The sequence below is a fragment of the Acinetobacter sp. ANC 4973 genome (assembly GCF_002135275.1).
In the GTDB taxonomy this organism is placed as follows: domain Bacteria; phylum Pseudomonadota; class Gammaproteobacteria; order Pseudomonadales; family Moraxellaceae; genus Acinetobacter; species Acinetobacter kyonggiensis.
Genome location: NZ_NEGM01000005.1, coordinates 283,036 through 301,675, shown reverse-complemented (window position 1 = coordinate 301,675; position 18,640 = coordinate 283,036). Strand labels below are relative to the sequence as shown.

Sequence of the window (18,640 nt, the reverse complement as noted above, 5' to 3'; positions counted from 1 at the left end):
ATTGATGTGAAATTTTAGATTAAGCAAAAATAATTTTGAAGTGAATTTTTCTTATTGTTGATTTTTTATCAATAATATTTTGCAGTTTGATGAATTTTTATCAATAAAAATCTCAAGTATATTGGTCGCTGAAAATGAATCCTTTAAGGTTAAGTAATGAGTAATATCCTGATTATTAATGGCGCTAAACAATTTGCACATTCTAATGGAGAGTTAAATGACACTTTGACAGAGCTAGCAAATAAGGTACTTTGCGAACTTGGTCATACTGTTCAAATTTCACGTGCAGATAGTGACTATGAGGTTCAGGCAGAAATACAAAAATATGTATGGGCAGATGTGGTGATTTATCAAATGCCCGGCTGGTGGATGGGCGCACCTTGGACGGTGAAAAAATATATCGATGATATTTTTACAGAAGGGCATGGAACTTTATATGCAAGTGATGGTCGATCACGCACAGATGCATCAAAAAAATATGGTTCTGGTGGCCTCATTCACGATAAAAAATATATGTTATCACTTACATGGAATGCACCTATGGCAGCATTTACTGAGCAAGACCAATTTTTTCATGGTGTTGGGGTCGATGGTGTGTATTTACCCTTTCATAAGGCCAATCAGTTTTTGGGTATGCAAAGCTTAGAAACTTTTATTGCCAATGATGTGATTAAAGCACCTGAAGTTGAAGCCTATATGGCGCAGTATCGTGAACATTTAACACAAGTTTTTGCTTAATCAAGAGACGTGACCATGTTAACTGTGATTGCTGAAATTATTTGTCATACTGAACAAGATTTCAAAACGGTACTTGATTCATTTCACAATATCCGTGAACAGGTATTACAAGAGTCTGGTTGTCATCGTTATGATGTGCATATTGATCATTCTGCAATTAAGAGTGCCTTACAGACCAAAGTGCCATTTTCAATCATGATGTATGAAAAGTGGGAGAGCATGCTGCACTTAGAAACACATATGCACAGTGTCAATATGCAACAACATGCCAAAGCAACCGAAGGTGCAGTTGCTAGTGTACAAATCCGTATTTTAGATGCACAGTAAGCTGCGCATATGAGTTTAAAAGAGTCTTCAATGGCTAATTTTATTCAAACTCATGTGGTTCATTGAACTGAACCTGTTCGAGTTTCAATGTATAGCGACGTTTTAATGTCGACCATTGAACTTTGACAGGTTGAGTGCTCTCTGCAAACTCGTTTTCACCTGTCGTGGTTTTCACTTTATTGGTCATAAAGTTAATACTTCGCGCCGTGATGTCGCCTGATGCACGATGGAAATCATTTACATCATAGCCAATCAGCTTAAATGTGTGGTCTTGGTATCGAAAGGCATAAATATGATTGGTCACATACCACGAACCGCAGCTTAGCCAATAGTGCAGATGAATTTTGAGCACACCTTTTTGTATGCTCAAAGCTTCAGATTCACCGAGTGGGTCAGCAAGACAAGGGGACTCTACATCACCTTCAGTCGGCAAAGTGCTATTACTAGCTGCAAGTTGATAACCATTAGCTTGTTTCAATAGAACTAAAAGCTTTCGTTCATTGGTATTGAGTACGTCAGTACCTAAGCCTGCATTGGCAACGAAATGGTCTGGATTGGTGTCTTCAATAATCAGGGCAATATCCGCTTGACCATCTTGGTTTAAATCGCCTTGTACTTTTTCCAAGATTGTCCAGTTTTTGGGAACAAAGGATTTATAGCTTGCTTTGAGATTGGTTTTTATCTCTATTTCTGCCCAAGCACTGTTTGTTAGTGTTATGAAAAAGAGGGTGTTGAGTATGAGTAAGGGTTTGATGAGTTTTAGCATGGGGGGTTAAATTCCTCTCATTTTTATATTGTTATAGGTGGTCAAAGATAGAGATTGTTGAATTTATTTAGATGTGTTGATTGAGCAAATTCAAACATTGAATAATCATAAGGTACTGTTTTATATTGAGATGAATAAAAAGGACTCCGCAGAATCCTTTTTAATGCTTAGAGCAGATCTGGTCGTTATTTAAAGAAATAGCCTGTTTCTGGCGAGCTTGCATTGGCCATACGTTTACGAGGCATACGACCAGCAAGGAAGGCTTCACGACCTGCTTCAACTGCTTTTTTCATCGCAGATGCCATTAAAATTGGATTTTGTGCAGCGGCAATGGCTGTATTCATCAACACACCATCACAACCCAGTTCCATCGCAATTGCAGCATCACTGGCTGTACCGACACCAGCATCAACAAGTACAGGAACTTTAGCATTTTCTTTGATAATTGAAATGGTGTGCGGATTTAAAATGCCTAAACCAGAACCAATCAAGCTACCTAAAGGCATAATGGCTACACAGCCCATACTTTCAAGTTCTTGCGCCACAATCGGGTCATCCGAGGTATAGACCATAATCTCAAAACCATCGTCAATCAGCGTGCGTGCTGCTTTTAAGGTTTCTGTGATATTTGGGTATAAGGTTTTTTCATCACCTAAGACTTCAAGTTTAATCAGATTGTGACCATCTAATAACTCACGTGCAAGCATACAGGTACGCACGGCACTGTTGGCATCAAAACAACCTGCTGTATTTGGCAAAATCGTATATTTTTCAGGAGGGACAACAGAAAGTAAATTCGGTTGATCAGGATGCTGTCCAATGTTCACTCGGCGAATGGCAACAGTGACAATTTCTGCGCCACTGGCTTGAATCGCTAGATCAGTTTCAGTTAAATCTTTGTATTTACCTGTACCAACCAATAAGCGTGAATTAAATGTGCGCGAACCAATTATAAGTGGGGTATCTTCCATGGGAGCTCCGAATTAGCCGCCACCGACGGCATGAATAATTTCGATATGATCTTCAGCACAAATCAGCGTTTGTGCCAATTTACTTTTGGAGATGATCATTTCATTCTGTTCTACAGCAAAGCGTTTGCCTTCAAGTGCTAACTCTTGAACCAATGCTAATAAATTGGTACATGACGTATTTTTTGATTCGCCATTTAAATAAATATGCATACTGATGTCCCTATTTTTACTTTATTTCGCGTATTTAAATGCATTCCAAGCAAGTAACAGCCAACCTGCAATCATGAGTGCACCACCAATGGGTGTAATGGCACCTAAAATACGCGGTAAACCTAACGCCATGACATATAAAGAGCCACAGAAAAATACAATACCGATTTGAATGAGTAAAAAACTGGCTTTAATTGGAAGTTGAGGAATAACTCTGGTTAAAATGGCAAGTGCCAAAAGTCCAAGTGCATGATAGAAAAAATAATCAGTCGCTGTTTGCCACCATGCAAGCTGAGCTTCGGTCGCGTGTGCTTTTAAACCATGTGCACCAAATGCGCCAAGCATGACCGCAAGTGCTAAGTTAAGTGCTGAAATTGCAATCCACATAAGCAATTGTCATATGAGTAAATTTGCGCCTAACCTTAACATATTTTAGGCTTTACACGAAAGGCGAAAAGCAACAATGCTTATTGCTAAATATAAAGAAAGGGCACGCAGCCCTTTCTTTAATGATGGAATAAAATCAGTCCAATGGTTTAATTAGAAGACATTGCAACTTTAATTTTTTCCATTGCATTTTTTTCTAACTGACGAATACGTTCGGCAGACACATTATATTCAGCAGCCAATTCATGTAGTGTCGATTTTTCATCGTCTAACCAACGGCGCTGTAAAATATTGCGTGAACGATCATCCAGTTGATCCATCGCACTATGAAGGGCAGAGCTACTTTGTTCCTCGTAGTCTTCCTCTTCAGCAAGACGCGCTGGATCATAGCGGTTATCTTCTAAATATAATGCTGGTGCAAGATGTGTTGAACCTTCATCGTCATCATCACCTTGTGCTTCAAAGGCAGCATCATAGGCAGTGAGTCGACCTTCCATTTCCAAGACTTGTTCTGGTGTCACATTTAAGTCATTGGCAATAGATTTTGCTTCATCGAGTGTGAGTTTTTTACTCGATTTTTTTAAGCTGCGTAAATTGAAGAAAAGTTTGCGCTGAGCTTTGGTCGTTGCAATTTTAACAATGCGCCAGTTACGAATCACATATTCATGAATTTCAGCTTTAATCCAATGCACAGCAAAAGAGACTAAACGCACGCCCATATTGGGGTCAAAGCGCTTAACGGCTTTCATTAAACCTAAGTTGCCTTCTTGGATTAAATCGCCCTGCGGCAAGCCATAGCCTGCATAACTACGGGCAATATGAACCACAAAACGCAAATGCGACATAACCAGCATTTTTGCTGCGTCTAAATCTTGCTCGTAATAATAGCGTTCAGCCAACTCTTTTTCTTGTTCAGCCGTTAAAATAGGAATCTGATTGACAGTACTGATATAAGCACCGAGATTTACCCCTGGCGCCGATAATGACAGGGGCATCAATTGATTGCTGCTGTCACTCATGTGTTCTCCTTTAAAATGGGATGACATAACCAACTTAAATTTTATCTTAATCTAATATTTTTGTGAATTAAGGAAAATTGGGTAGAGAAATGTAATTTTTTATGCAAATTTGAAAAGCTATAGTCTAATTGAAAATAATTAAGATTCAATTAAGTAGTGGTATTCCGAATCGGAAATTGCTGTCATGCCACATTTGAGCTGATGCATTTGGCAATAGCGCATGACATCTTGTTGACTATGTGGATCCGAAGATTTTAGCAAAAATAGATGATCTGATTTATTCTTGAGTGCTCGCTTAAGCATCAATAAGGGCATGGGGCAAGGTTTCCCCATTGCATCTATAATCATCGCTGTATTCGCTAGATCATTCATCTTATTTAATATCCAGTAAAACTTTCTGAAATGTTAGCAAATTTAGTTCCAAACAAAAATAAAATTATTGAATCACAACATAAAGATACTTTTATAAAAACAAGAAATAATCAGTAAAAAAATAGCTGAATTAATAACGCAGATTAATCAAAAAAACAGTATGAATTGTTAGAAACCCGTGTTAAGCTCTTTGCGTATTCAAAATAATGACAACACTTAAATTTGTCTTAAAATTGAATACAGTAATGGATGTAACCGGGATTTTGTTAATAGTAATACAGAATGATTACAAGCTTAGAAATAATAAATATTTTTAAACCTTGTTTACTCTGCTGTTTGCAACACCGGGTGGTCCTTCTATTAAATACAATGAGGATTAACTTATGACAGCTCGTGAACAAGGCGTAGTTAAATGGTTCAACGACACTAAAGGCTTCGGCTTTATTCAACGTAATGGCGGCGACGACGTATTCGTTCACTTCCGCGCTATCCAAGGTGACGGTCACCGTTCACTTCGTGACGGTCAACGCGTTGAATTCAGCGTAGTTAAAGGTCAAAAAGGCTTCCAAGCTGAAGAAGTACAACCTTTAGACTAATCGCCTGATTATTCATGAGAACGCCCCAATGTAATTTGGGGCGTTTTTGTTTATAATAGGCTGCTATTTTTCCTGATTATTAAGTTAGAGCACATTTTTATGTCATCTGGTTTTGAAACCTTAAATTTACATCCGAAACTTAAACAAGCTATTGATGCTTTAGGTTTTAAAGAAATGACGCCCATTCAGGAAAAGGTTTTAAAATTCACTTTGGCTGGACATGATGCGATTGGTCGTGCGCAGACGGGTACGGGTAAAACAGCTGCTTTTCTCGTAAGTGTAATTAATGATTTACTCAATAATCCGATTAAAGAACAACGTTTTCGCGGTGAAGCACGTGCGCTCATTCTTGCACCAACGCGTGAGTTGGCTTTGCAGATTGAAAGTGATGCTAAAGATTTAACCAAATTTACAGATTTGCATTTAGTTACTTTGTTGGGTGGTGTGGATTTTGATAAGCAAAAAGCACAACTTGATAAGCAATTTGTCGATATTATCGTGGCAACACCAGGTCGTTTAATTGATTTCGTTGAACAAAAAGAAGTTTGGTTAGATCAAATTGAATTTTTAGTGATTGATGAAGCAGATCGTTTATTGGATATGGGTTTCATCCCATCGGTAAAACGAATTGTTCGTTATTCACCGCGTAAAGAGCAGCGTCAAACGCTGATGTTTTCGGCAACCTTTAGTTATGATGTTTTAAATTTGGCACAACAATGGTTATTTGAACCAGTGACTGTAGAGATTGAGCCAGAAAAGAAAACCAATGCGGATGTTGAACAGCGCGTTTATATGGTTGCAAAAACAGATAAATACAAGTTATTGCAAGAGATTTTACGCGATGAACCGATTGAAAAAGTCATGATTTTTGCCAATCGTCGTGATCAGGTGCGTAAACTGTATGATCATTTAAAAAGAGATGGTTATAAAGTGGTGATGTTGTCGGGTGAAATTGCACAAGACAAGCGTATAAAAATGTTAGATCAATTTAAAAATGGTCAGCATAATATTATGATTGCAACCGATGTTGCAGGTCGTGGTATTCATGTGGATGGTGTTTCACATGTGATTAATTTTACTTTGCCAGAACAGTCTGATGATTATGTACACCGTATTGGTCGTACAGGTCGTGCGGGTTCAAGTGGTGTGAGTATTAGTTTCTTGTCTGAAGATGATGCGTTCTATCTTCCAGAAATTGAAAAAGCCATTGGTCAAAAATTACCTTTAACACGTTTAGATGGTTATTGTTAATTTAAAGACTAAATCACATTAAATGTAAAAAGCCGCTTATTTAAAGCTAAAGCCAGTCAGTTAACAAATTGACTGGCTTTTTTTTATTTAAATTCATAATGCCATTTAATGCGTGGAAGTTTCATTCGCAACTTGAGCAATAAATGTAAATAAAGCAGGGCTTTATTTTGTAGTGCAAGATAAGGCGACTTTGAAAAAGTTAGATCTTTGCGATTAATTGGATTATAAAAGGTATTTAACGGCTTTTTCTGTAAGAATGGTTCTAAATAAATTATTTAAAACCATTCTTAAGCTGCTTTTCTTAGGAACTTAAAATATATTTTGAGGTTTCTCATTGGTGTTTATTTAAAGTAATGAATTAAAATATTTGATTTAAAGGTGTAAGTATTTATCTTGAATAACTAAAAAGCTAAGGAGTTTATTGTAAACCCCTTAACTGATTAGCATTACTTATTTAAATCAGCTTATTTGACATACTTGAAGCATTATTAATTTATTGCTGTGCTTAAGTTATTATTCAATTACTTAGTTTGCTCGACATTTAAAGGTGAGCGTGGTTTGATAGTCTTCATCTCGAGCAAGGCTGCCATTTTTTCCTGCTAAAGTACCTATAACGCTTGCTGCCGCTTGAATCATTTGTCCAGTTTGTTCATCGACAACCCCTTTTAACGCACCATTATATTCAGTTTTTTCATCAATAATGACAGCGGTGGCTTTTTTACCACAGGTCGTGTTTGCGGCAGCAATCGCATTGTTTTTAGCAATTAAATTACTTTTTCCTACACCTGTGACTTCATATTGATTATTTTCTTTTTGAATCGCTAAGGATGCAGTTGGGTTTGATGCACAGGCAGTTAATACTAGAGTGGCGGTAGCTGTAGAACATAGTGCGAAAAATTTATTCATTTTTTCCCCTTATTTATTTTCAAAAGAACAAAGGCTATTTGAGCATAACTTTTTGGATGGTTTTTGAAAGACTTGTATAAAATATGCAGTTTTATATGGGCACTCTGTGACTGATTAATCTGTAAGATTGGCGTTGAGTAGAGCACATTGGTTCATCGCTCTAGAGAATCTGAATAAGAGTGTGCTAATCTTATTGAAATATTTTAGTACATAGATATAGAAACCAATGACGGATTCAGTGGTAGATACGGTTCATTATAATATTCATCAACGTCAGTCGATTGGTCATTTGGTCGAGCCGGCACCGAATGCAGAGCAGTTAGAAAAAGCTTTTCAAGCGGCATTAACTGCGCCAGATCATCACCGTTTAAAGCCGACTCGTTTCATTGTTATTCCTCATGATCAGCGAGGAGCTTTTGGGGAGTTGTTATCTAAAGCTTTGGCAGATTTGGGTGAGACTGATCAGACTCAGTTAGAGCGGGTTAAAAATCATCCATTTCGTGCGCCACTTTTAGTTTTGGCATTGACTCAGTTTCAGCCGCATCCGAAAGTTCCTAATTTTGAGCAAACCTTAAGTACAGGTGCCGCGATACAGAATTTTTTATTGTCACTGCAAGTTCAAGGTTTTTCAACGATGTGGCGTAGTGGTGCTGTAGTTGAGTCTAATTTATTTAAACAACTTTTAGGTCTAACGAAAGATGATTTAATTTCTGGAATTATTTATATTGGAACGGCAGTAAAAGCTATTCCAGCACGTGCAGAAATAAATACACAAAATTATGTCAGTTATTGGAATAAATAACTTTATTGAATACTGAGTCATTAAATACTGAGTCGAGATATAAAAATAATGTCAGAGTTAAAATTTTCAGATCTTGTTGAGCCTGTTTCAGTGGATCAAAAAACTGCGTTACGTGTAACAGTTTTGGGTGGCGGTAGTTTCGGTACGGCAATGGCAAATACCGCAGCTCGAAATGGCTGCGATACCATGATTTGGATTCGGGATGAAGCGGCAGCAGCAGAAATTAATCAAACGCATGTAAATAAACGCTATTTAGCCGATTTTACTTTAGAGTCTGGTTTGAAAGCGGTGACAGATTTAGAAACGGCAATTTGTAATCGCGATATTATTTTGGTAGCGATTCCAAGTCATTCTTTTCGTCATGTGCTTCAACAAATTAAGCCATTTATTACTTCTCAGGCGGTTGTATCCTTAACCAAAGGGATTGAAGCCAAAACCTTTAGCTTTATGAGTGACATCATTCGTGAAGAATTACCTGAAGTTCCTTATGGTGTACTTTCAGGACCAAATTTAGCCAAAGAAATTATGGCAGGGCAGCCAGCAGGGACTGTGATTGCAAGTCAGTCGGAACTGGTGCGTTATGCAGTGCAACAAGCTTTACACAGTGCATTATTCCGCGTATTTGCAAGTGATGATGTACATGGTGTGGAACTTGGAGGTGCTTTAAAAAATATCTATGCTGTTGCAATGGGGATGGCAGCTGCTTATAAAGTGGGTGAAAATACCAAAAGTATGATTTTAACCCGCGCATTGGCCGAAATGAGTCGTTTTGCGGTTAAATTGGGTGCGAATCCGCTGACTTTCTTAGGTTTGTCAGGTGTGGGGGATTTATTTGCGACTTGTAGCAGTCCTTTAAGCCGTAACTATCAAGTGGGCTTTGCGCTAGGTTCAGGTAAAACATTGGAACAAGCAACCACTGAATTGGGTCAAACGGCAGAGGGTATTAATACCATTGTGCAGGTGCGAAGCCGTTCGGAAGAATTGGATGTGTATATGCCCATTACCAGTGCTTTATATAATGTGATTTTTGAAGGTGCACCCCCTTTAACCATTGCACTTTCATTAATGAAAAATGGGCATCGTAGCGATGTAGAGTTTGTTTTACCGCATAATGAAGTGTAATTTTTAATATAATTGAATAAATTCGCGCTGTCATAAAGCTCAGGTATAATCGCTACATATTGAAAATAAGGAAATTTTAATGCAACTCACTTTAGTCCGTCACGGTGAAGCCTCTCCAGCGGTCAATGGGAATGATGATAAACGTCCATTAACTGAGCGAGGGCATAGACAAGCACAGCAAGTTGCAGAATATTTAAAGGATGTGATTCAACCAGATGTATTTGTGGTCAGTCCTTTATTGCGTGCACAAGAAACCTTGGCACATCTGCAACAGTATTTTTATGATGTGCCTGTAATGTTGTGCGATAAAATTAAGCCTGAAGATGATGCGAAATTGGCGATTGAATGGTTGTCTCAGTTGCCTTATGAATCTATTGTTGTGGTTTGTCATATGAATGTGGTTGCACATATTTCATCATTATTGACAGCGGAATCTTTTCAGCCTTATGCTTTGGCTGAAGCGCGTATTTATGAGCAAGCAGTCATTACAACTGGGTTGTCTACGCAGTTAAACAGTTTTATTCCAAACACATAAAATATTAATTAAAACGGCAGAAAAACATTAATGTTGTATTTATGGATGCCTGAAGCCAATGGGGTTTGGCAATGGTCGACTGGAGAGAGCTGGTATCAAGCCTCTAGTCTTGAGCATTTAATTCAAGAGACTCAGGCCTATCATGGCGAAGAAGCAGTTGCGTTTTTTCCAAGCCGTGATGTACAAGTGGTTCAACAAACCTTAGCCAAGCCGCAATATAAAAAATTAGGGGTGGATGGGGTTAAATACTTACTTGAAGAATTTGTGGTTTTGCCCATTGATTCAATGAAAGTATTGCATCATTTTCAGAATCCAGATCAGCTCATTATTTTGGGTGTTGCCAATACGACGGTTGAAACACTACAACATGCCTTGACCTTGATTCCAGTTAAGGTCATTTCCTTATTGCCAGATTTTTTGATTTTGCCGAGCTCTGATGTGGGGCAAACAGTCATTGCCAATGTATCTGGACGTTTACTGGTACGTGAAAATGAGTTTGTGGGGAATTCCGTCGATGATTTGGCTTTATTTTTAGATTATCAGCTTCAAGGGCAGCGTTATAGGATTAGTAATTTTACGGCTGAGCAAATGCAGAGCCTTGAAGCTATGGTTGCATCTGATCAGATTGAAACTTTTCATTATGAAGTGCCTGTATTAAAAAAAGCCAAGTCTCATCCATTTAATATTCTACCTAAATCAAAAACTGCGACAGCTATTTCGGGCTATTGGAAGGCATGTGCTGTTGTGCTGGTTGCTGCACTTGTGGTTCAGTTTAGCTATGATGCGACACGTTGGTATAAGTATAAGAAAGTGGCAGATCAGACTGCGCTGCAAGCGATTGATCAATACAAATATTGGTTCGGGCAGAGTAGCCGTGTGACTGAGCAAAATTTAAAAAGTCAGTTTGAAAGTCATGTGCGCTTAAATAAAGGTGCCAATACTCAATCTTTACAGTTATTAAGCCGTGTTGGCCCAGTGCTTATGCAAAATCAGATTGTCGCCAACCGTGTTAATTACGAGACCTCTATTTTAAATATGGAATTGAAAGCCAATTCTGCTGCTACATTACAGGGTTTGACTCAACAGCTTAACCAACAGGGCTTTAAGGTTGAATTGGGTAATATTCAGCCGAATGGTACGGGGGTAATTGGATTGGTGAAAATACAATAATGAAAACAGCAGAAACAATACATAACTCCATTGAGAAATTGATAGAAAGAATTACCGATTATCTTGAGCGTCTGTCTGTGCGTGAGCGCTATATGGTGATTTTTACCACGATTGTTGTGGTGGTTGCCGCAGTGGGTTCCGCACTTTGGTATATGCATGCAGCCGCAGAAAAACAGCAAAACCGTGTCAATGATTTAAAAGACATGATGGTTTGGATGCAAAGCAATGCGGTGACCATGAAACCTGCCGATGATTTGCAATTAAGTGCATCGGATAAAGTTCAGCGTGTTGCTCAGCAGCAGGGTTTGTCGGTTGCATCGCAACAAACAGGTGAGCAAATTCAGATTGTGGCCACACATGCAAATTATGCAATTCTAGCCAATTTTTTAACGCAATTAGCACAAATGGGCCTAAGTCTTGAAAAAATAGAATTAATTTCAGATGCGGGGCAGATTAAATTAACAGCGACAGTGCAATAATGGGTGAAAATAAAGACCCGCTAAGCATGGTGTTTTCGATAGGCTATGCCTATAATATGGCGACTTAAAAAGCAGTAGACTTTTACAGATATGTTATATTCTCTTGCTCGCCCTTTGTTGTTTTCTTTAGCACCAGAGCGTGCACATGAGCTAACACTATCGTTATTGAAATCGGCTCATCGTATGGGCATGATGCGTCAAAGCATTGCCTCTAAACCTGTTACTTGTATGGGAATTCAATTCCCGAATCCAGTTGGTTTGGCGGCAGGGTTAGACAAAAATGGCGCTTATATTGATGCCTTAGCTGGACTAGGTTTTGGTTTTATTGAAATTGGAACCATTACACCGCGTCCGCAAGTGGGTAATCCGCATCCTCGTTTATTCCGCTTAGTTGAAGCCAAAGCCATTATTAACCGTATGGGCTTTAATAATGATGGCGTAGATCAACTGGTTGAAAATGTCAAAGCTTCAAAATTCAAAGGAATTTTGGGGATTAATATTGGTAAAAATGCCGATACTCCAGTTGAAAATGCAGTCGATGATTATCTTATTTGTCTTGAAAAAGTCTATAATTACGCTTCTTATGTAACGGTGAATATTTCATCGCCAAATACCAAGAATTTGCGTAGCTTGCAAAGCGGTGATGCACTGACAGAATTGTTAGAAACGCTAAGAAAGCGTCAGCTTGAATTGGCAGAAGAACATCAACATTACGTACCGCTTGTGCTTAAAGTTGCGCCAGATTTAACCGCTGAAGATATTGAATTTATTGCAAAGCAATTGCTCCAATTTAAAATTGATGGGTTGATTGTGACCAATACAACTTTGTCACGTGAAGGCGTGGAAAATCTTAAATATGCAGACGAAGCAGGTGGCTTATCTGGTGCGCCAGTGTTTGAGAAAAGCACAGCATGTTTGGCAGCATTTTCGAAAGCTTTGGATGGTCAAATTCCATTGATTGGTGTCGGTGGTATTTTGTCGGGTGAACAAGCTTTGGCTAAACAAAATGCAGGTGCAAACCTTGTACAAATCTATAGTGGCCTCATATATACAGGGCCAACACTGATTAAAGATTGTGTTGATGCTCTAAAACCATTATGAATACACTGGATATCTTTGTACTCATTATTTTGCTCATTGGAGGGCTAAACGGTTTGCGACAAGGATTGGTTACAGCCTTTGCGAACTTGGTAGGATGGATTTTTGCACTGATTATTGGTGCAAAATATGCAGTCATCTTAGCACCTTCGATGGTCTCATTGAGTCAAGATCCAGTGGTACAAAAAATAGCAGCTTTTGCATTTATTGTATTGGTGATTGTGGTTTTAACTTGGATTGTTACTGCATTACTCAATAAAATATTAAAGAGCTTGAGATTAGGACCATTAAACCGTTTAGCGGGTGGTGCTTTTGGCTCTTTAAAAGGTTTGTTGATTGTACTGATTACCATGCAGGGAATTGGCCCTTGGGTAGAAAGCTCTCCTCATTGGAAACAATCTAAACTTGTACAGCGCCTGATGCCTTATGCACCATGGGCAACCAAACTTTCAAAAGACGCGGCGCATGATGCGCTTGATCATATTAAGTCTGAAGATGCATCGAAATCTTCAGGCTCGTCATCTGATAAAACGCAGAAGCATGCAGCGCGTACAGATGAATCAACGAATAATCCTTTTTATTAATCCTAGCGTGTTTGCGAGGTTGCTATGTGTGGAGTAGTTGGTATAGCTGGTAAGTCACCTGTTAACCAAATGTTGTTTGATGCATTAACGATGTTACAGCATCGTGGTCAGGATGCAGCCGGAATAGTAACTTGTCATGAAGGACGGTTGTTTTTACGTAAAGACAACGGTATGGTGCGCGATGTTTTTCATACGCGTCATATGCGTGCATTGCTAGGTAATTATGGTATTGGTCATGTGCGTTATCCTACGGCAGGTTCATCAAGCAGTGCAGAAGCACAGCCATTTTATGTGAACTCACCTTATGGGATTACTTTGGCGCATAATGGTAACTTGACCAATGCTGAAGAAATTCACGATGATTTGTTTAAAACAGATCTTCGTCATATGAATACTGATTCAGATTCAGAAGTATTGTTAAACGTATTTGCACATGAAATGCAAAAAAATGGCAAGCTGAATCCAACAGCGGAAGATATTTTTAAAGTGGTTTCACGTGTCCATGAGCGTTGTAAGGGTGCTTATGGTGTTGTGGCAATGATCACTGGACATGGTTTGGTTGGCTTTCGTGATCCAAATGGTATTCGTCCACTGATTTATGGTTCACGCGAAACTGAACAGGGCATGGAATACATCATTGCCTCTGAATCTGTTGCGATTAGGGCTTTAGGTTTTAAAGTTGAACGTGATATTGAGCCGGGTGAAGCAATCTTTATTTCATCAGAAGGTGAGATTTTTACCCAGCAATGTGCAACCAACCCAGAATATCGTCCATGTATTTTTGAATACGTTTATTTTGCGCGTCCAGATGCGATTATTGACGGTATTTCGGTATACAAAGCACGTTTAAAAATGGGTGAAAAACTTGCCTATAAAATTTCACGTGAATGGGGTGAGGAACACGATATTGATGTTGTGATTCCAATTCCAGATACATCACGTACTTCAGCTTTAGAGCTTGCCAATATTCTTGGTGTGAAGTTCCGTGAAGGTTTTATGAAGAACCGTTATATCGGACGTACCTTCATTATGCCGGGTCAGAAGCAGCGTGAAAAATCAGTTCGTCAAAAGTTAAACCCAGTGGAACTTGAGTTTAAAGGCAAAAATGTATTGCTGGTGGATGACTCGATTGTTCGTGGTACGACCTGTAACGAAATTATTCAAATGGCACGTGATGCAGGTGCGAAAAAAGTATTTTTTGCTTCTGCTGCACCTATGGTGAAATATCCAAATGTGTATGGTATTGATATGCCTGCGAAAGATGAGCTTATTGCATCTGGTCGTAGCGTTGAAGAGATCCGTGAAATTATTGGTGCAGACCGTTTAATTTTCCAAGATTTGGAAGATTTAAAAGGTGCAGTGCGTACCAGTAAAGTGCCAGCATTACAGGAATTTGATTGCTCTGTATTTGATGGTGTGTACGTTGCGGGCGGAATCGATGAAGCTTATTTAGATGAGCTTGAACGTAAACGTAATGATTCTGCAAAAAAAGCTAAAGGTGGCTATATTGATGTGAATATTGATGCCGCATCAGTTGATCTTACTGGAGTAAAAGAAGAATAAAATTCTTCTTTAATTCGATGAAAAGCGGGAATTTCCCGCTTTTTTCATTTATGATAGTTCAATAAAGACAATGTAATAGAGGATCTTTACATTGAAGAGCGTGGGTTATTCTTTCATTAAAAATAAAAACATGGTTTGGTCTGCAAGTATTTGTATACTTGCCGTGCTGTTAACGCTATTCATTTTAAATACGATTTTGGGCTTGTTGGTCTTTTATCTTGATTCAACTCAGTCTATTTTTTGGCATGCTTTAAGCCCTTATCTCATTGTGTTGTTGCTTAGTGTAATGACCATTTCTGTGCTTTACGAATTCTATGTATTCCGTTCAGGTGGGCATTCGCTTGCAAAACAGTTGGGCGCTCGTCGACTCAGTTTAATTGAAAGTATTCCTGAAGAAAGTGTTGCTTTAAGAGTAACGGAGCAATTGGCGAATACCTTTTTAATCGAGACACCCGCTGTATATGTACTTCCTGATGAAGTCGGTGTAAATGCGCTGACTGCTGGATTTTATCCGCGGGATATTGTGATTATTTTGACTTGGGGTGCTTTACAAAATTTAGATGAATTAGAGCTTTATGGGTTGTTAAGTCATGAATTTAATAAAATTTTATCAGGTGAAACAGCAGAAAATACGCGATTAAAAATTCTCTATAGTAGTTTGACGACTTTTAGCCAGTGGGGCAGTAAAATTGCCAAACTGGGTTTTACCAAGCACGGTCAAGCACATACGCATAAATTTGCGACTTCCTTTGTTGCAATGGGAGGTGTTATTTGGTTGATTGGGAGCCTTGGGATTTTGATTACCCGTTTTATCAAATATATATCTTTGGGGGGGCGAACTTTTAAAAATGATCAAAAAACCAAGCGCCTTATTCAAAATGACGCCAATGTTCAGACACTATTAAGAATTTATGTGCATCATTCAGGCTCGCAAATTCATAGTGAGTATGCTGAATCTATTTCGCATATGTGTTTTGCAAACTCTTTAAGTCCACAAAATTGGATGAATATCCATCCAGCGATTGAACAGCGTATTTATGAGCTAAATCCGGGTTTGGTACAAGATTTACAGCTCGAAAATTTAAAGAAGCTACGTAATCAACCATTATTTAGTTTATTTCGATCTCTAGAAGAAATGAATAGTGAAATATATCTGCCATGGAGTTCACCACAACCCTTACCACTCTTGCGGTTATCACCCATAAGTTTTGCCATTAAGGATGCCATTAAGCCTTTAAATCCAGAAATACGACAGAATATGCAGCGCCCAGAATTGATATTAAGGGCTTTGCAGACTGCGACGGGTTCGCGCGAAGTTATGGTGGCGATTTTAATGATTCGCCAATATCGTGAATTTATTCCAGCAGAAGCAGAGGTGAGTCGCGCAATTGTCGATTCTTTGCTGAATTTGGATGGGCGTGTGCATATTTCTATTTTTTATGATGCATGTAAAAACATTGGGGGGATGCCAGCCACAATTGCACGGCAATTTTTAACCAAATTGGCTCGGATTATTCAAGAAGATGGTGAAATTGGACTGTTAGATGAACTGCTGCTTGAATATGTAAAATTTGAATTAAATCTTATGCCATTGCATATGCCAACCTCTTTGGGGGAAGTAAAACCCGATATTGTGCGTTTGATTGATGCCTTATTGCATGTGCAGCAGATTAACAGCCTAAATCAACTGGATGTACGTGAAAAAATTCTAAAGCGTGTACTGGGTGCGAAAGAACTGGAAATGTATACAGAAATTTCAGATGAACCCATTGATTTGGCTGAAATTTTGAATGATATTGCTGGTTTGCTATTACGTGACCGTTTAAGTATTTTGGGAATTGCAGAATTGTGTTTGTGGAGTGATCGCATTATTACCCAAGATGAATTAGACGTATTGCAATTGCTGTATTGGCGTTTTGGTTTTGAAACCAGTGAAATTGTTGAGCAAATGCAGAAAAAGAATAGTTTGATGATTGTGTAAATAGGGTGAGAAAAAATTATAGATGAGCGATGATTAAACTAATCTGCAATAAAAGCACAGCAAAATATAGATATTATCGTTAGAATACCAAGCATTAAATTGGTGATGAAAAAAGATGATAGGGCATCAGCGTGACATACTGGCGACATTAGGAATTGATATTTGGATTCCTAAGGATGCTGCATGTCAGAATATGCCATCGTCATCGATTTGGCGAGATCAGGCAGCACCTGAGTATCTGACTGAAATTGTCATTGCGAAATCTCAGCCTAAAATACCAATAGTATCTCAGGTTGAGCAGCCTAAAGTTCGGACAGAGCCTTTAACGATACCCGCATTGGTGATCAAAGAAGTGCCAACTGAAGTTGCACCTTTGGTTGTAGAAGAGCGTTCGCTTCTACAGGTCGCGCCTTTTCAATTGCAAGCTTTTGGCTTGCCCGATTGTGTGATTGTTGTTGATGCCACGGCAATGACAGCCGAACAACAGCAGCTTTGGAATAATATTCAGCAGGCACTTCAGGCTGAATATTATGAGCTGCAATGGCCATTTCCTTTGCTTAATTTCCAAGATAGTCGTGGTGTAGACAGTTATGTACATGGTTTCTTGGATGCCATTAGTGCAGATAAAAACATTATTTTAATTGGGCAGCTGCCTTATTTAACTGACCCTAAAAGTATAAATTTGGCTAGCTTGCAAGAAATGCTCGATCAGCCATTGTTGAAAAAACGCCTATGGCAATTTATGCAAAAAAAGTAATTAGAGCACGGATGGGATATGAATAAGAAAGTTGTTGTTTTTAGTCAGTTAGATCAAGTCGTGCTTCAGCGCTTGCAAGCTCAATATCATGTGGTGGTAATTAACCCGAAACAGGGTGATGTGAATGAGCAAATCCGCGAACAGGTTAAAGATGCGGATGCTATGATTGGTGCGGGGCGTTTACTGAATGAAAGTAATTTGGCGACGGCACAGCAGCTTAAAATTATTTCCAGTGTGAGTGTGGGGTATGATAATTATGATCTCGCTTATTTAAATCAGAAAAAAATTTGGTTAGCCAATACACCGCATGTCTTGACTGAAACCACGGCCGATTTAGCCTTTACTTTGCTGATGAGTGCTGCGCGAAAAGTACCTTATTTGGATCAATGGACCAAGCAAGGTCACTGGCAACGTACTGTGGGTGAAGCACAATTTGGGCATGATATTTTTGGTAAAACATTAGGCATTATTGGTCTAGGCAATATTGGTGCTGCTGTTGCCCGTCGTGGTTTTTATGGTTTTAATATGAATATTCTTTACCATAATCGTCGTGAAAAATTAGAATTAGCGCAGCCTTTAAATGCAAAATATTGCGGTTTAAATGAGTTGTTGCAACAGTCTGATTTTGTTGTTGTTGCTGTTGATTTAAATGCTGAATCTAAAGCATTAATTGGTCAATCTGAATTTGATAACATGCAACCCCATGCTGTTTTTGTCAATATTGCTCGTGGTTCTGTTGTAGACCAACAGGCACTTATTGATACCCTAAAGGCAGGTAAAATTTTTGCTGCGGGACTTGATGTTTATTTGAAAGAGCCTTTACAAGAATCAGAACTTTTTCATTTAAATAATGTGGTGACTTTGCCGCATGTCGGTTCTGCCACGGCAGAGACGCGTAAAAAAATGGCTGAACTCGCCTATCGTAATGTGGTGGATGCACTTGAAGGGCGAACTCCACCTTATCTCGTGAATCCTGTATTTTCTTAAAATTTGATAACACTTCATT

At 38.7% G+C, this 18,640-nt stretch carries 22 protein-coding genes; 15 read left to right on the top strand and 7 right to left on the bottom strand.

Annotated elements, in window-relative coordinates; translation table 11 throughout:
- The first annotated feature begins 156 nt into the window (after positions 1–156).
- The gene (locus tag B9T30_RS08875) at positions 157–738 is read left to right on the top strand and encodes an NAD(P)H-dependent oxidoreductase (protein ID WP_086184652.1); all 582 of its coding nucleotides are present in this window, start codon (positions 157–159) and stop codon (positions 736–738) included.
- 15 nt (positions 739–753) lie between these two features.
- Complete coding sequence (locus tag B9T30_RS08870; protein ID WP_086184651.1) at positions 754–1,065, top strand: putative quinol monooxygenase; 312 nt, start codon at positions 754–756, stop codon at positions 1,063–1,065.
- 40 nt (positions 1,066–1,105) lie between these two features.
- Here the strand turns inward: B9T30_RS08870 and B9T30_RS08865 are convergent, their stop codons facing one another.
- From B9T30_RS08865 to B9T30_RS08840, 6 genes are all read right to left on the bottom strand, one after another.
- Positions 1,106–1,831 carry a hypothetical protein gene (locus B9T30_RS08865; RefSeq protein WP_086184650.1) on the bottom strand — a complete coding sequence of 242 codons (726 nt, stop codon included), beginning with the start codon at positions 1,829–1,831 and terminating at the stop codon, positions 1,106–1,108.
- A 185-nt stretch (positions 1,832–2,016) separates the two neighbouring features.
- Positions 2,017–2,802 carry a thiazole synthase gene (locus B9T30_RS08860; protein WP_086184649.1) on the bottom strand — a complete coding sequence of 262 codons (786 nt, stop codon included), beginning with the start codon at positions 2,800–2,802 and terminating at the stop codon, positions 2,017–2,019.
- A 12-nt stretch (positions 2,803–2,814) separates the two neighbouring features.
- Positions 2,815–3,012 (bottom strand): sulfur carrier protein ThiS, encoded by a 198-nt coding sequence (thiS, locus tag B9T30_RS08855; protein ID WP_086184648.1) that lies wholly within the window; start codon positions 3,010–3,012, stop codon positions 2,815–2,817.
- 21 nt (positions 3,013–3,033) lie between these two features.
- Entirely contained in the window at positions 3,034–3,399 is a 366-nt protein-coding gene (locus B9T30_RS08850) for a DUF423 domain-containing protein (protein WP_004648639.1), read from the bottom strand.
- A gap of 149 nt (positions 3,400–3,548) precedes the next feature.
- Positions 3,549–4,418 carry an RNA polymerase sigma factor RpoH gene (rpoH, locus tag B9T30_RS08845; RefSeq protein ID WP_086184647.1) on the bottom strand — a complete coding sequence of 290 codons (870 nt, stop codon included), beginning with the start codon at positions 4,416–4,418 and terminating at the stop codon, positions 3,549–3,551.
- A gap of 138 nt (positions 4,419–4,556) precedes the next feature.
- The gene (locus B9T30_RS08840; RefSeq protein WP_086184646.1) at positions 4,557–4,790 is read right to left on the bottom strand and encodes a sulfurtransferase TusA family protein; all 234 of its coding nucleotides are present in this window, start codon (positions 4,788–4,790) and stop codon (positions 4,557–4,559) included.
- 383 nt (positions 4,791–5,173) lie between these two features.
- Between B9T30_RS08840 and B9T30_RS08835 the strand changes: the two genes are divergently transcribed.
- Positions 5,174–5,386 carry a cold-shock protein gene (locus B9T30_RS08835; protein WP_004648643.1) on the top strand — a complete coding sequence of 71 codons (213 nt, stop codon included), beginning with the start codon at positions 5,174–5,176 and terminating at the stop codon, positions 5,384–5,386.
- Positions 5,387–5,485: 99 nt separating this feature from the next.
- Positions 5,486–6,637: an ATP-dependent RNA helicase RhlB gene (gene rhlB / locus B9T30_RS08830; protein ID WP_074945237.1), complete on the top strand. Its 1,152-nt coding sequence runs from the start codon at positions 5,486–5,488 to the stop codon at positions 6,635–6,637.
- A gap of 525 nt (positions 6,638–7,162) precedes the next feature.
- On the opposite strand, the gene B9T30_RS08825 is transcribed toward rhlB, so the two are convergent.
- Positions 7,163–7,543, bottom strand: a complete 381-nt coding sequence (locus B9T30_RS08825; protein ID WP_086184645.1) for a hypothetical protein — start codon at positions 7,541–7,543, stop codon at positions 7,163–7,165.
- A gap of 226 nt (positions 7,544–7,769) precedes the next feature.
- Here B9T30_RS08825 and B9T30_RS08820 point away from each other — a divergent pair, with 226 nt between their 5' ends.
- The 11 genes from B9T30_RS08820 to B9T30_RS08770 all read left to right on the top strand — a co-directional run bounded on the left by B9T30_RS08820 (position 7,770) and on the right by B9T30_RS08770 (position 18,621).
- Positions 7,770–8,345: a nitroreductase gene (locus B9T30_RS08820; RefSeq protein ID WP_086184644.1), complete on the top strand. Its 576-nt coding sequence runs from the start codon at positions 7,770–7,772 to the stop codon at positions 8,343–8,345.
- Between the two features lie 48 nt (positions 8,346–8,393).
- On the top strand, positions 8,394–9,467 hold the full coding sequence (locus B9T30_RS08815; RefSeq protein ID WP_086184643.1) for an NAD(P)H-dependent glycerol-3-phosphate dehydrogenase: 1,074 nt from the start codon (positions 8,394–8,396) through the stop codon (positions 9,465–9,467).
- A 79-nt stretch (positions 9,468–9,546) separates the two neighbouring features.
- Positions 9,547–10,002 carry a phosphohistidine phosphatase SixA gene (gene sixA / locus B9T30_RS08810; protein WP_086184642.1) on the top strand — a complete coding sequence of 152 codons (456 nt, stop codon included), beginning with the start codon at positions 9,547–9,549 and terminating at the stop codon, positions 10,000–10,002.
- A gap of 30 nt (positions 10,003–10,032) precedes the next feature.
- A complete protein-coding gene (gene gspL, locus B9T30_RS08805) occupies positions 10,033–11,172 on the top strand; it encodes a type II secretion system protein GspL (RefSeq protein ID WP_086184641.1) in 1,140 nt (379 codons plus the stop codon).
- Complete coding sequence (gspM, locus tag B9T30_RS08800; RefSeq protein WP_086184640.1) at positions 11,172–11,651, top strand: type II secretion system protein GspM; 480 nt, start codon at positions 11,172–11,174, stop codon at positions 11,649–11,651. Before gspL ends, gspM begins: the two co-directional genes overlap by 1 nt.
- A 90-nt stretch (positions 11,652–11,741) precedes the next feature.
- Entirely contained in the window at positions 11,742–12,752 is a 1,011-nt protein-coding gene (locus tag B9T30_RS08795) for a quinone-dependent dihydroorotate dehydrogenase (protein WP_086184639.1), read from the top strand.
- On the top strand, positions 12,749–13,333 hold the full coding sequence (locus B9T30_RS08790) for a CvpA family protein (protein WP_086184638.1): 585 nt from the start codon (positions 12,749–12,751) through the stop codon (positions 13,331–13,333). The genes B9T30_RS08795 and B9T30_RS08790 overlap by 4 nt, the downstream gene beginning before the upstream one ends.
- Before the next feature lie 24 nt (positions 13,334–13,357).
- Positions 13,358–14,896 carry an amidophosphoribosyltransferase gene (gene purF, locus B9T30_RS08785; RefSeq protein WP_086165696.1) on the top strand — a complete coding sequence of 513 codons (1,539 nt, stop codon included), beginning with the start codon at positions 13,358–13,360 and terminating at the stop codon, positions 14,894–14,896.
- 130 nt (positions 14,897–15,026) lie between these two features.
- Entirely contained in the window at positions 15,027–16,877 is a 1,851-nt protein-coding gene (locus tag B9T30_RS08780; RefSeq protein ID WP_413772565.1) for a M48 family metalloprotease, read from the top strand.
- A 115-nt stretch (positions 16,878–16,992) separates the two neighbouring features.
- Entirely contained in the window at positions 16,993–17,634 is a 642-nt protein-coding gene (locus B9T30_RS08775) for a hypothetical protein (RefSeq protein ID WP_086184636.1), read from the top strand.
- Positions 17,635–17,652: 18 nt separating this feature from the next.
- Positions 17,653–18,621, top strand: coding sequence for a 2-hydroxyacid dehydrogenase (locus B9T30_RS08770; RefSeq protein WP_086184635.1), 969 nt, complete (start codon positions 17,653–17,655; stop codon positions 18,619–18,621).
- The last annotated feature ends 19 nt before the right edge of the window (positions 18,622–18,640 follow it).

Excerpts from the sequence above, each read along its gene's own strand:
- rpoH (WP_086184647.1), bottom strand. The coding sequence starts at position 4,418 with ATGAGTGACAGCAGCAATCAATTGATGCCCCTGTCATTATCGGCGCCA.
- B9T30_RS08825 (WP_086184645.1), bottom strand. The coding sequence starts at position 7,543 with ATGAATAAATTTTTCGCACTATGTTCTACAGCTACCGCCACTCTAGTA.
- B9T30_RS08780 (WP_413772565.1), top strand. The coding sequence starts at position 15,027 with ATGGTTTGGTCTGCAAGTATTTGTATACTTGCCGTGCTGTTAACGCTA.
- B9T30_RS08875 (WP_086184652.1), top strand. The coding sequence starts at position 157 with ATGAGTAATATCCTGATTATTAATGGCGCTAAACAATTTGCACATTCT.
- purF (WP_086165696.1), top strand. The coding sequence starts at position 13,358 with ATGTGTGGAGTAGTTGGTATAGCTGGTAAGTCACCTGTTAACCAAATG.
- B9T30_RS08865 (WP_086184650.1), bottom strand. The coding sequence starts at position 1,831 with ATGCTAAAACTCATCAAACCCTTACTCATACTCAACACCCTCTTTTTC.
- thiS (WP_086184648.1), bottom strand. The coding sequence starts at position 3,012 with ATGCATATTTATTTAAATGGCGAATCAAAAAATACGTCATGTACCAAT.
- B9T30_RS08840 (WP_086184646.1), bottom strand. The coding sequence starts at position 4,790 with ATGAATGATCTAGCGAATACAGCGATGATTATAGATGCAATGGGGAAA.
- sixA (WP_086184642.1), top strand. The coding sequence starts at position 9,547 with ATGCAACTCACTTTAGTCCGTCACGGTGAAGCCTCTCCAGCGGTCAAT.
- B9T30_RS08815 (WP_086184643.1), top strand. The coding sequence starts at position 8,394 with ATGTCAGAGTTAAAATTTTCAGATCTTGTTGAGCCTGTTTCAGTGGAT.
- B9T30_RS08850 (WP_004648639.1), bottom strand. The coding sequence starts at position 3,399 with ATGTGGATTGCAATTTCAGCACTTAACTTAGCACTTGCGGTCATGCTT.
- B9T30_RS08870 (WP_086184651.1), top strand. The coding sequence starts at position 754 with ATGTTAACTGTGATTGCTGAAATTATTTGTCATACTGAACAAGATTTC.
- rhlB (WP_074945237.1), top strand. The coding sequence starts at position 5,486 with ATGTCATCTGGTTTTGAAACCTTAAATTTACATCCGAAACTTAAACAA.
- B9T30_RS08820 (WP_086184644.1), top strand. The coding sequence starts at position 7,770 with ATGACGGATTCAGTGGTAGATACGGTTCATTATAATATTCATCAACGT.
- B9T30_RS08770 (WP_086184635.1), top strand. The coding sequence starts at position 17,653 with ATGAATAAGAAAGTTGTTGTTTTTAGTCAGTTAGATCAAGTCGTGCTT.
- B9T30_RS08795 (WP_086184639.1), top strand. The coding sequence starts at position 11,742 with ATGTTATATTCTCTTGCTCGCCCTTTGTTGTTTTCTTTAGCACCAGAG.
- B9T30_RS08775 (WP_086184636.1), top strand. The coding sequence starts at position 16,993 with ATGATAGGGCATCAGCGTGACATACTGGCGACATTAGGAATTGATATT.
- gspM (WP_086184640.1), top strand. The coding sequence starts at position 11,172 with ATGAAAACAGCAGAAACAATACATAACTCCATTGAGAAATTGATAGAA.
- B9T30_RS08860 (WP_086184649.1), bottom strand. The coding sequence starts at position 2,802 with ATGGAAGATACCCCACTTATAATTGGTTCGCGCACATTTAATTCACGC.
- B9T30_RS08790 (WP_086184638.1), top strand. The coding sequence starts at position 12,749 with ATGAATACACTGGATATCTTTGTACTCATTATTTTGCTCATTGGAGGG.
- B9T30_RS08835 (WP_004648643.1), top strand. The coding sequence starts at position 5,174 with ATGACAGCTCGTGAACAAGGCGTAGTTAAATGGTTCAACGACACTAAA.
- gspL (WP_086184641.1), top strand. The coding sequence starts at position 10,033 with ATGTTGTATTTATGGATGCCTGAAGCCAATGGGGTTTGGCAATGGTCG.